The sequence below is a fragment of the Burkholderia sp. Cy-637 genome (assembly GCF_011753175.1).
In the GTDB taxonomy this organism is placed as follows: domain Bacteria; phylum Pseudomonadota; class Gammaproteobacteria; order Burkholderiales; family Burkholderiaceae; genus Burkholderia; species Burkholderia gladioli.
Map to the genome: position 1 here is coordinate 13,972 of NZ_VWWC01000102.1, position 13,220 is coordinate 27,191.

Genomic DNA, 13,220 nt, shown 5'->3' on the forward strand with positions numbered 1-13,220 from the left:
TGTTGTGAACAAGATTGTCCCGCAAGGCGATAGCCATCCGCTGACGGCCGAACAAGCGCAACTGCTGGCGCAGTGGAATGCAACGGCGACGGATTATCCGGGCGAGAGCCGCGTTCATGAGTTGTTCGAGCAGCGGGTTGCCGCGCATCCGGAAGCGGTTGCGGTGGTGGAGGGTGGCGTTTCGGTCAGCTACGGCGAGCTGAATGCTCGTGCGAATCGTCTGGCGCATCGGCTGATCGGGCTTGGCGTGCGTGCTGGAGATCACGTCGCCATCTGCGTCGAGCGCAGCGCGGCGGCGGTGGCGGGGTTCCTGGCGATTCTCAAGGCGGGCGGCGCCTATGTGCCGCTCGATCCGGATTACCCGGAAGAGCGGCTGCGCTTCATGCTGGAGGACAGCGCGCCGGTGGCGGTGCTGCTGCAAGCTGATTTGCGCGATCGTCTGGATACGGGCGAATTGCCGGTGCTGGATCCTTCGGCCGAGGCGGCACAGGATTTGCCGGATCACGATCCGGTTGTTGCCGGGTTGGATTCTCGCAGCCTGGCTTATGTGATCTACACCTCGGGCTCGACGGGCACGCCGAAGGGCGTGATGGTCGAGCATCGGTCGATTGCCAGGCTGGTGATCGCGAACGGCTATGCCGACATCGGCGCCGACGATCGCGTGGCGTTTGCCGCGAACACGGCGTTCGATGCGGCGACCTTTGAAATCTGGGCGCCCTTGCTCAACGGGGGCCGGTTGGTCGTGATCGACCGGGCGACGCTGCTGGCGCCGGCACGCTTTGCCGAGGCGCTGGAGCGCGAACAAGTCAGCGTGCTGTGGTTGACGGTGGGTCTGTTCAACCAATATGCGAAGCCGCTGGCCAAGCAGTTCGCCGGCTTGCGTTACCTGATTACCGGCGGCGATGCGCTCGATCCGAAGGTGATGGCGGGCGTGTTGCGTGATGGCGCGCCACGGAACCTGCTGAACGGTTATGGGCCGACCGAAACGACGACGTTCGCGACGACCTATCGAATCGAAGCCGTAGCCACGGAAGCCCATTCCGTGCCAATCGGTCGCCCGATCGGCAATACGAGCACCTACATCCTCGACGAGCACGGACAACCTGTGCCGCCGGGCGTAACAGGCGAGTTGTACATCGGCGGCGCGGGTGTGGCGCGGGGTTACCTGAATCGCCCGGAGCTGACCGCCGAGCGCTTCATTGAGGACCGATTCAGCGATGAACCCGGCGCCAGGATGTATCGCACGGGCGATCTTGCTCGGTATCTGCCGGACGGCAATATCGAATACCTCGGTCGAAACGACGACCAGGTGAAGATTCGCGGTTTCCGTATTGAGTTGGGCGAAATCTCGGCGCGACTGGCTTCGCACGAGGCGATACGCGAGGCGGTGGTGCTGGCGTTGCCGAACAGCGTCGGCGACAAGCAACTAGTGGCGTATTACACGCTACATGACGCCCAGGCACCGGTCACAAGCGAGCAGTTGCGCACGCATCTGATTGCGACGCTGCCTGAATACATGATCCCGGCCGCCTACGTGGCATTGGACATACTGCCGTTGACGCCAAACGGCAAGATCGACCGCCGCGCCTTACCTGCGCCTGACGAATCGGCCTATGCGCGCCGCGACTACGCAGCCCCCGAAGACGCGTTGGAAACCGAACTGGCGGCGATCTGGCAGGACGTGCTCGGCTGCGAGCGAGTCGGCCGTCACGACAATTTCTTCGAACTGGGCGGCCATTCGCTGCTGGCGGTGACGCTGATCGAGCGGATGCGCCAGGCCGGCATATCGGCGGAAGTTCGCGTGCTGTTCAGCCAGCCGACGATCGCCGCACTGGCCGCTGCACAGGATGAACGCGCCTCGGCAGCCGTGGAGGTTCCGCCGAACGTCATCCCGCACGACGCACGGCACCTCGATCCCTCGATGCTGAGCCTGATCGAGCTGGACCAGCAAGAGATCGACGCCATCGTCGCTCGAGTGCCGGGCGGCGCCGCCAACATCCAGGACATCTATCCGCTCGCGCCCTTGCAGGAAGGCATCCTGTACCACCACATGAACGGCGCCGCCAGCGACCCTTACGTCCTGACGGCGGCGCTCACCATCGACACGCGCGAGCGGCTCGACGGCTTCATCGCGGCCCTGCGCGAGGTGATCGCCCGCCACGATATCCTGCGCACGGCGGTATTGTGGGACCACTTGCGCGAGCCCGTGCAAGTGGTCCTGCGCGAAGCTGTCTTGCCGATCGAGGAACTCGCGCTGTCGCCCGACGACGGCGCGATAGCCGCGCAACTGGCGGCGCGCGTCGATCCGCGCCGCTATCGGCTCGATGTTCGCGAGGCGCCGATGATGCGCCTGCATATCGCGCGCGACGACGTCCAAGATCAGTGGCAGGTGCAATGGGTCTTCCATCACCTGATGATGGATCACACGGCACTCGAGCAGGTGCGCCACGAAATCATGGCGATCCTGGGTGGGCACCGCGAGGCGCTGCCGGCGCCGTTGCCGTTCCGCAACCTGGTGGCGCAGGCACGACTCGGCGTGAGCCAGGCCGAGCACGAGGCTTATTTCCGCGAACGTCTCGGCGACCTGGACGAACCGACGCTGCCTTACGGGCTGGCCGACGTTCAAGGCGACGGCAACGGCATCGCCGAGGTGCGCCATGCGCTGGCTCCGGTGCTCGGCGAGCAACTGCGCGCGCAGGCACGGCGGCTCGGCGTGAGCTTGGCGAGCCTGTTCCACCTCGCCTGGGCGCAGGTGCTGGGGCGTTTGTCGGGGCGCGAGGACGTGGTGTTCGGCACGGTCCTGTTCGGCCGCATGCAGGCCGGCGAGGGCGCCGACCGCGTGCTCGGCCTGTTCATCAACACCTTGCCGGTGCGCATCCGCCTGCACGACACGAGCGTCGTCGACAGCGTGCGCGACACGCACCAGGCGCTCGCCGGCCTGCTGCATCACGAGCACGCCTCGCTGGCGCTGGCGCAGCGCTGCAGCGGCGTGGCGGCGCCGCATCCGCTGTTCAGCGCCTTGCTGAACTACCGGCATTCGAGCGCCGGCGCGGCCGGCACGGGCAGCCGCGTCGAGCATGGCGTGGCGATGATGCACGAGGAGGAGCGCACCAACTACCCGCTGACGCTGTCGATCGACGATCTCGGCAATGGTTTCGACCTGGTCGTGCAGGCCGATCTGCGGGTGGAAGCCGCCCGCGTGGCCGGCTACCTCGACCGGGCGCTCGATGCCCTGGCGCATGCGCTGGATCGCGCGCCGGCCACCCCGGCGTGCGACCTCGATATCGTGCCCGGCGCCGAGCGGGACTTGCTGCGCGGCTGGAACGCCACCGACACGGATTTCCCGCATCGGCAATGCATCCACGCCTTGTTCGAGGAACAGGCGCGGCTCACGCCGGATGCGATCGCCGTCGTGCATCAAGACGAGATCCTGAGCTATCGCGAACTCGACATGCGCGCCAACCGGCTCGCGCATCGCCTGATCGAACTGGGCGTGCAGCCCGACGATCGGGTGGCGAACTGCGTCGCGCGCACGCCGGCGATGATCGTCGGCCTGCTCGCGATCCTGAAGGCCGGCGCGGCCTACCTGCCGCTCGATCCGGCCTATGCCGGCGAGCGGCTCGCCTACATCCTGGCCGACGCCGAACCCGCCTTCGTGCTGGCCGATGCGGCAGGCCGCGCCGCGCTCGGCGAAGCGGCGCTGGTCTCGCGCACGGTGCTCGACCCGAACCTGGTGCCGGAGGCGTCCGGGCTCGCTCCTGTCGTGGCTGGCCTGCACTCGCGCCACCTCGCCTACGTGATCTACACCTCGGGCTCGACCGGCCAGCCCAAGGGCGTGATGGTCGAGCATCGCGGTCTGGTCAACCTGACCCGCGCGCACATCGCTCGCTTCGGGATCCTGCCGACCAGCCGCATGATGCAGTTCGCCTCGCCCGGTTTCGACGCGAGCATCTGGGAGATCGCGATGACCTTGTGCGGCGGCGCCGCGCTGCATCTCGCGCCCGACAACGTGCGGCACGACCGTCACGCGCTGTGGCGGCATCTCGAGCGGCAGGCCATCACCCACGTCGTGCTGCCGCCGGCCTTGCTGCAGGACGGCGAGGACCTGCCGCCGCTGACGGTTCCCGCCACCGTGATCCTGGGCGGGGAGGCACCGAGCCCGGTGCTGCTGCGCTCGCTCGCGTCTCGAGGACCCTTGTTCAACGCCTATGGGCCGACCGAATGCACGGTCTGCGCCACCACCTGGCGATGCCCGGCCGATTTCGACGGCGGCGCGGTGCCGATCGGCGCCCCGGTGGCCAATACGCGGCTTCATCTGCTCGATGCGCGCGGCCGGCCGGTGCCGCTCGGCGCGGTGGGCGAACTGTATATCGGCGGAGTCGGGGTGGCGCGTGGGTATCTGAACCGTCCCGACCTGACAGCCGAACGTTTCATCGACGATCCGTTCAGCGACGAACCGGGCGCCCGCCTGTATCGCACCGGCGACCTGGCGCGCTTCCTGCCCGACGGCAACCTGGTGTACCTGGGTCGTAACGATCATCAGGTGAAGATTCGCGGCTTCCGGATCGAGCCCGGCGAGATCGAGGCTCAACTGGTGCTGCATCCTGCCGTGCGTGAAGCGGCCGTGCTGGCGATCGGCGAGGCGAGCGAGCGCAAGCTGGTGGCCTATGTGCTGGCCGATGACGCCGATCGGCAATTGGCCGTTTCGTTGCGCGCGCATCTGTCGGCACGCTTGCCGGACTACATGGTGCCGGCCGCCTTCGTCGCGCTGGATGCCTTCCCGCTGACGCCCAATGGCAAGCTTGACCGCCGTGCGTTGCCGGCGCCCGACGAGGATGCCTTCGCGCGCGAAGCCTACGAGGCGCCGCGAGGCGAGGTCGAAATCGCCGTGGCGGCGATCTGGGGCGAGCTGCTCGGCGCGGAACGCGTCGGTCGTCACGATTCGTTCTTCGCGCTCGGCGGGCACTCGCTGCTGGCGATGCGATTGATGAGCCGGGTGGCTGCGCTTGGCGCCGAGCTGCCGCTGGCCAGCCTGTTCGCGCAGCCGCGCCTGGCGGATTTCGCGGCCTTGCTGGCCGGGAAATTGAAGGAAGACCAGCCGGCCTTGCCGGCCATCACGCCGATCGAACGTGGTGGCTTGCTGCCGCTGTCGTTTGCCCAGCAGCGTCTGTGGCTGCTCGCGCAGATCGAGAACCTGAGCGCCAGTTATCACATCCCGATCGGCTTGCGCCTTGGCGGCGTGCTCGATGTGAGCGCCTGGCAGCAGGCGCTCGATGCCTTGTTCGCGCGCCACGAGGCGCTGCGTTCGGTATTCGCGAGCGTCGACGGCGAGCCGAAAGTGCGCCTGCTGGCTGCCGATAGCAGTCTGCCGGTGCAGCATCATGACCTGCGCGGGGCGGCCGATGCCGAAGCCGAGCTGGCACGTATCGAGGGCGAGGAGGCGCGTGCGCCGTTCGACCTGGCCGAAGGCCCGCTGATTCGGGGCCGCCTCGTCAGGCTCGCGGACGAGGAACATGTGTTCCTGCTGACGCAGCACCATATCGTCGCCGATGGCTGGTCGCTTGCCGTGCTGTGTCGCGAGCTGGGTGAACTCTATGCATCGTTCCGCGAAGGTCGCGGCAACACGCTGCCGCCGCTGGCGATCCAGTATCCCGACTACGCGGCATGGCAACGCGAATGGCTGGCCGGCGAGCGTCTGCACCGCCAAGCCGATTACTGGCGCAACGCGCTGGCTGGTGCGCCGGTGCTGCTGGATCTGCCGACCGATCGGCCACGGCCGGAACGTCAATCGTTCGAGGGCACGCATGTGCCGATCCGGATCGACGCGGCGCTGACAGATGAATTGCGCCGCCTTGGCGAACGCCATGGCGCGACGCTGTACATGATCGTACTGGCGGCCTGGAGCGCGGTGCTTTCACGCCTGTCGGGCCAGGAGGAGGTCGTGATCGGATCGCCGAGCGCGAGCCGCACGCGGCAGGAAACCGAGCCCTTGATCGGCTTCTTCGTCAATACGCTGGCATTACGCCTGGATCTGTCGGGCGAGCCGGATACGGCCGCTTTGCTGGCGCGTGCGCGCCAAGCGGCCCTGGCGGCACAGGATCATCAGGACCTGCCGTTCGAGCAGGTGGTGGAACTGCTCAACCCGCAGCGCAGCCTCGCGCATACGCCGCTGTTCCAGGTGATGTTCGCCTGGCAGAACAACGAGGTCGGCGAATGGCGCTTGCCGGGACTCGACGTTTCCCTGATCGCCCCTGACTACGACACCGCGAAGTTCGACCTGCTGCTCGACCTGTCCGAGCATGAAGGCGGCATGAGGGGAACGCTCGGTTTTGCCTCCGCCTTGTTCGATCGCGAGACGATCGCGCGTCATGCCGGCTACCTGCTGTCGCTGCTGCGCGCGATGGCGGCCGATACGCGTCAGCCGCTGGAGCGCGTCGAGATCCTCGCGCCGGACGAACGCGAGCGCCTGCTCGGCCAATGGAGCGCGACGGCGACGCCGCGCCCGCACGAAAGCGCGGTCCACGAACTGTTCGAGCAACAGGTGCTTCTCACCCCCGACGCGGTCGCGGTGGTGCACGAGGGCGGCCGGCTCGGCTATGCCGAACTCGACGCGCATGCCAATCGCCTGGCGCATCGCTTGATCGAGTTCGGCGTGTATCCCGGCCAACGCGTGGCGATCTGCGTCGAACGCGGCGCCGCGACGGTGGCCGGCATCCTCGCGATCCTGAAGGCCGGCGCGGCCTATGTGCCGATCGATCCCGACCAGCCTGCCGAGCGGCTCGCTTATCTGCTTGACAACTGCGCGCCGGCCGCGATCGTGGCCGAGGCAGCCACGCAGGCACGCGTTGCCGCTTCGCCGGCGCCGTGCCTGTTGCTGTCGCTGGAGAGCGGGGCCGGGCACGCGCCCGCCATGCCGCCCGTCGTGGAGCGTCGTGCCGATGCCGCGGCCTATGTCATCTACACCTCGGGCTCGACGGGCATTCCGAAGGGCGTGGAGATGGGCCACGGCGCGCTGGTGAACATGATTCGCTGGCAGATCGCCCAGCACGCGGACGGTGCAGCGTTCGGGGCGCGCACGCTCCAGCTCGCCGCGCCCAGCTTCGACGTGTCGTTCCAGGAGATTTTCGGCACGCTGTGTTCCGGTGGCGAATTGCATCTGGTCAGGCAGGATCTGCGTCTCGACCTGCCGAGGTTGGCGCGCTACCTGGAGGCGCAGCGGATCGAGCGTCTCTACCTGCCTTACGTGACCTTGCAAGGCTTGGCGGAGACCATGACACGGGACGGCGACGCCGCCGCGGCGTCCCGCGAGGCCTTGCGCGAGGTGATCGTGGCGGGGGAGCAGTTGCGCATCACGCCGGCGATTGCCGCCTGGTTCGCCGGGCAGACGGCTTGCCGACTGCACAATCATTACGGGCCGACCGAAACGCACGTGGTGACCGCCTATGCGCTGCCGGCCGATGTGTCGACATGGCCGGCGCTGCCGCCGATCGGCCGGCCGATCGACAACACGCGACTCTATCTGCTCGATGCGCACGGCCAGCCGGTGCCGTTCGGCGTGGCGGGCGAGCTGTATATCGGTGGCGCCTGCGTCGCGCGGGGCTATCTGGCGCGGCCCGAGCTGACGGCCGAGCGCTTCCTCGAGGATCCGTTCAGCGAGGAGCCGGGCGCCCGACTGTATCGCACCGGCGACCTGGCGCGCTTCCTGCCCGACGGCAACCTGGTGTACCTGGGTCGTAACGATCATCAGGTGAAGATTCGTGGCTTCCGGATCGAGCCGGGCGAGATCGAGGCTCAACTGGCACTGCATCCTGCCGTGCGCGAAGCGGCCGTGCTGGCGATCGGCGAGGCGAGCGAGCGAAAGCTGGTCGCCTATGTGGTGGCGACTGCCGGCGGCGAGGAGCGGGGAACCTCTACCTCGCTGGCCGGTGAGTTGCACGCGCATCTGTCTGCACGCCTGCCTGATTACATGGTGCCGGCCGCGTTCGTCGCGCTGGATGCCTTCCCGCTGACGCCCAATGGCAAGCTGGACCGCCGCGCGCTGCCGGCGCCAGACGAGGATGCTTTCGCGCGCGAAGCCTACGAGGCGCCGCGAGGCGAGGTCGAAACCGCCGTGGCGGCGATCTGGAGCGAACTGCTCGGCGCCGAGCGTGTCGGCCGCCACGATTCGTTCTTCGCGCTGGGCGGGCACTCGCTGCTGGCGATGCGGCTGATGAGCCGGGTGGCGGCGCTTGGCGCCGAGCTGTCGCTGGCCAGCCTGTTTGCGCATCCGCGCATGGCGGCGTTCGCCGCCGTGGTGGCGCGGCAGCTTCGTGAAGAGCAACGCGCCTTGCCGGCGATCGTGCCGATCGCGCGCGATGGTTTGCTGCCGTCGTCGTTCGCCCAGCAGCGGCTGTGGTTCCTGGCGCAGATCGAGGACGTCAGCGTCAGTTATCACGTGTCGCTGGCGCTTCGTCTTGCGGGCGCGCTCGATATGGGCGCCTGGCAGCGTGCACTCGATGTCCTGTTCGCGCGCCACGAGGCGCTGCGTTCGGTGTTCGTCAGTGTCGAGGGCGAGTTGAAGGTGCGTCTGCTGGCGCCGGATGCCGGCTTGCCGGTGCAGCACCACGACCTGCGCGCGAGCGTTGATGCCGAAGCCGAGCTGGCACGTATCGAGGGCGAGGAGGCGCGTGCGCCGTTCGACCTGGCCGAAGGCCCGCTGATTCGTGGTCGCCTCGTCAGGCTCGCGGACGAGGAACATGTGTTCCTGCTGACGCAGCACCATATCGTCGCCGATGGCTGGTCGCTTGCCGTGCTGTGTCGCGAGCTGGGTGAACTCTATGCATCGTTCCGCGAAGGTCGCGGCAACACGCTGCCGCCGCTGGCGATCCAGTACCCCGACTACGCGGCATGGCAACGCGAATGGCTGGCCGGCGAGCGTCTGCACCGGCAAGCCGATTACTGGCGCAACGCGCTGGCCGGCGCGCCGGTGCTGCTGGACCTGCCGACCGATCGGCCACGGCCGGAACGTCAATCGTTCGAAGGCGCGCACGTGCCGATCCGGATCGACGTGGCGCTGACCGAGGATTTGCGCCGCCTTGGCGAACGCCACGGCGCGACGCTGTACATGATCGTTCTGGCGGCCTGGAGCGCGGTGCTTTCACGCCTGTCGGGCCAGGAGGAGGTCGTGATCGGTTCGCCGAGCGCGAGCCGCACGCGGCAGGAAACCGAGCCCTTGATCGGCTTCTTCGTCAATACGCTGGCATTGCGCCTGGATCTGTCGGGCGAGCCGGATACGGCCACCTTGCTGGCGCGTGCGCGCCAAGCGGCCCTGGCGGCACAGGATCATCAGGACCTGCCGTTCGAGCAGGTGGTGGAACTGCTCAACCCGCAGCGCAGCCTCGCGCATACGCCGCTGTTCCAGGCGATCTTCGCCTGGCAGAACAACGAAGTGGCGGATTGGCAACTGCCGGGCCTGCAGGTTACGCCGATCGATCCCGACTACGACACGGTCAAGTTCGATGTCGAACTGAACCTGTTCGAGCAGGACGGCGGCATCACCGGGATGCTCGGCTACGCCAGCGCCTTGTTCGAGCGCGAGACCGCCGGGAGATTCGCGGGTTATCTGTTGTCGCTGCTGCGCGCGATGGCGGCAGACACGAATCAGCCGCTGGATCGCGTCGATATCCTGGCTCCGGCCGAGCGGGAACGCCTGCTGGTGCAGTGGAATGCGACGAGGACGGATTATCCGGGCGAGAGCCGCGTTCATGAGTTGTTCGAGCAACAGGTTGCCGCGCATCCGGAAGCGGTTGTGGTGGTGGAGGGTGGCGTTTCGGTCAGCTATGGCGAGCTGAATGCTCGTGCGAATCGTCTGGCGCATCAGTTGATCGGGCTTGGCGTGCGTGCTGGAGATCACGTCGCCATCTGCGTCGAGCGCAGCGCGGCGGCGGTGGCGGGGTTCCTGGCGATTCTCAAGGCGGGGGGCGCCTATGTGCCGCTCGATCCGGATTATCCGGAAGAGCGGCTGCGCTTCATGCTCGAGGATAGCGCGCCGGTGGCGGTGCTGCTGCAAGCTGATTTGCGCGATCGTCTGGATACGGGCGAATTGCCGGTGCTGGATCCTTCGGACGCGGCGACACAGGATTTTCCGGATCACGATCCGGTTGTTGCCGGGTTGGATTCTCGCAGCCTGGCTTATGTGATCTACACCTCGGGCTCGACGGGCACGCCAAAGGGCGTGATGGTCGAGCATCGGTCGATTGCCAGGCTGGTGATCAAGAACGGCTATGCCGACATCGGCGCCGACGATCGCGTGGCGTTTGCCGCGAACACGGCGTTCGACGCGGCGACCTTTGAAATCTGGGCGCCCTTGCTCAACGGGGGCCGGTTGGTCGTGATCGACCGGGCGACGCTGCTGGCGCCGGCACGCTTTGCCGAGGCGCTGGAGCGCGAACAAGTCAGCGTGCTGTGGTTGACGGTGGGTCTGTTCAACCAATATGCGAAGCCGCTGGCCAAGCAGTTCGCCGGCTTGCGTTACCTGATTACCGGCGGCGATGCGCTCGATCCGAAGGTGATGGCGGGCGTGTTGCGTGATGGCGCGCCACGGAACCTGCTGAACGGTTATGGGCCGACCGAAACGACGACGTTCGCGACGACCTATCGAATCGAAGCCGTAGCCACGGAAGCCCATTCCGTGCCAATCGGTCGCCCGATCGGCAATACGAGCACCTACATCCTCGACGAGCACGGACAACCTGTGCCGCCGGGCGTAACAGGCGAGTTGTACATCGGCGGCGCGGGTGTGGCGCGGGGTTACCTGAATCGCCCGGAGCTGACCGCCGAGCGCTTCATTGAGGACCGATTCAGCGATGAACCTGGCGCGAGGATGTATCGCACGGGCGATCTTGCTCGCTACCTTCTCGACGGCAATATCGAGTACCTGGGTCGAAACGACGACCAGGTGAAGATTCGCGGTTTCCGTATTGAGTTGGGCGAAATCGCGGCACGACTGGCTTCGCACGAGGCGATACACGAGGCGGTGGTGCTGGCGTTGCCGAACAGCGCCGGCGACAAGCAACTAGTGGCGTATTACACGCTGCATGCCGCGCAGGCACCGGTCACAAGCGAGCAGTTGCGCACGCATCTGTTGACGACGCTGCCGGAGTACATGATCCCGGCCGCCTATGTGGCATTGGACATACTGCCGTTGACGCCAAACGGCAAGATCGACCGCCGCGCCTTGCCCGCGCCTGACGAATCGGCCTATGCACGCCGCGACTACGCAGCCCCCGAAGGCGCGCTGGAAAGCGAACTGGCGACGATCTGGCAGGACGTGCTCGGCTGCGAGCGAGTCGGCCGTCACGACAATTTCTTCGAACTGGGCGGCCATTCGCTGCTGGCGGTGACGCTGATCGAGCGCATGCGCCAGGCCGGCATGCGTGCCGACGTTCGCGTGCTGTTCAGCCAGCCGACCGTGGCGGCCTTGGCCCACGCGCAAGAAGAACGCGTATCGCCCGAAGCGGCTGTCCCACTGAACGCGATTCCACGCGACGCAAGGCACATCGCCCCCTCGATGCTGGGCCTGGTCGAACTGGACCAACACGAGATCGACGCCATCGTCGCGCAAGTGCCGGGCGGTGCCGCCAACATCCAGGACATCTACCCGCTCGCGCCGCTGCAAGAGGGGATGCTCTATCACCATCTCGCGCAGCAGGAAGGCGACGCCTATCTGCTGCAACTGCGTCTGGCCTTCGACAGCCGCGAGCGACTCGGGCGTTTCATCGAAGCCCTGCAGGCCGTGATCGCGCGTCACGACACGCTGCGCACCAGCATCGCCTGGGACGGTCTGCGTGATCCCGTCCAGGTGGTCTGGCGCGAAGCGACGCTGCCTGCCACCGAACTGGCGATCGATGCCGATTCGGGCGACGTGGCGAGCCAGTTGCAGCAGCGCCTCGACCCGCGCCACCTTCGCCTCGATCTGCGCCAGGCACCGCCGATGGCCGTGCATTACGCCCGGGACGCGCGCAACGAGCGCTGGGTGATGGCACTGATGTTCCACCACATCGCACTCGACCACACCGGCCTCGAAGTCATGCTGGCCGAGGTCATGGCGCTACTGGACGACCGCCATGCGCCTTTGCCGCCGGCCGCGCCTTTCCGCCACTACGTGGCGCAGGCACGACAAGCGGCCCGAGAAGGCCGCAGCGAAGCCTTCTTCCGCACCATGCTCGGCGACGTGGACGAGCCGACCCTGCCTTATGGGCTTTCCGAGATCAACGGCGAAGCGGACCGGCGGGGCATCGCGACGCTGACTTCGCAGCGGCAGCTTGCGCCCGAACTCTCCACGCGGCTGCGTGCCCAGGCGCGCCGGCTCGGCGTGAGCGTGGCGAGCCTGTTCCATCTCGCCTGGGGGCATGTGGTCGGCAAGCTGGCCGGCCGCGAGGATGTGGTGTTCGGCACGGTGCTGATGGGCCGCTGGCAGGGCGGCGAAGGTGTCGAGCAGGCGCTCGGCCTGTTTATCAATACCTTGCCGGTGCGGGTCGGCCTGGGCGAGGTGGGGGTGAACGAGGCAGTGCTGCGCACGCATCGCAGCGTCGCCGACCTGGTGGCGCACGAGCATGCCTCACTGGTTTCGGCGCAACGTTGCAGCGGGGTGGCGGCGCCATTGCCGCTGTTCAGCGCTCTGCTGAACTATCGGCACAGCGCCGAGCCGGATGCTTCTGCCACGCCCGGCTGGCAGGGCATCGAGGTGCTCGACAGCGAGGAGCGCACCAATTATCCGTGCTCGCTGAACGTCGACGATCTCGGCGACGGTTTCCGCCTGACGGCTCAGGTGATCGAGCCTTATGACGCGACGCGTCTGGCCGCTTATGTCCATCGAGGGCTCGAAAGCCTGGTGGACGCGCTGGAGCAGGCGCCCGGCACGCCGATGCGGGATCTGGCCTGGCTGCCCGCGAACGAGCAGGCGCAATTGCGGACCATCTGGAATCTCGACGAAGCCAGTCATGTGCAGGAGGGCACGCTGCATGGCTGCTTCGAGGCGCAGGCCGCGCTCATGCCGGAGGTGATCGCGGTCGAGTTCGAGAGCGAGCGCCTGAGCTACGGGGAACTCAATGCGCGGGCGAATCGCCTGGCGCATCGGCTGATCGCGGCGGGCGTGAGCAAGGACGATCGCGTCGCGATCTGCGTGGAGCGTGGTGTCGGCATGATCGTCGGCCTGCTGGCCATCCTCAAGGCCGGAGCCG

Annotated in this window: 1 protein-coding gene; it reads left to right on the forward strand. The window is 67.2% G+C overall.

Translation table 11 applies throughout. The features are described from left to right. Positions 1 to 4: 4 nt before the first annotated feature. The coding region (locus tag F3J10_RS23390; protein WP_167243103.1) for a non-ribosomal peptide synthetase at positions 5 to 13,220 on the forward strand (13,216 nt) is incomplete at its 3' end.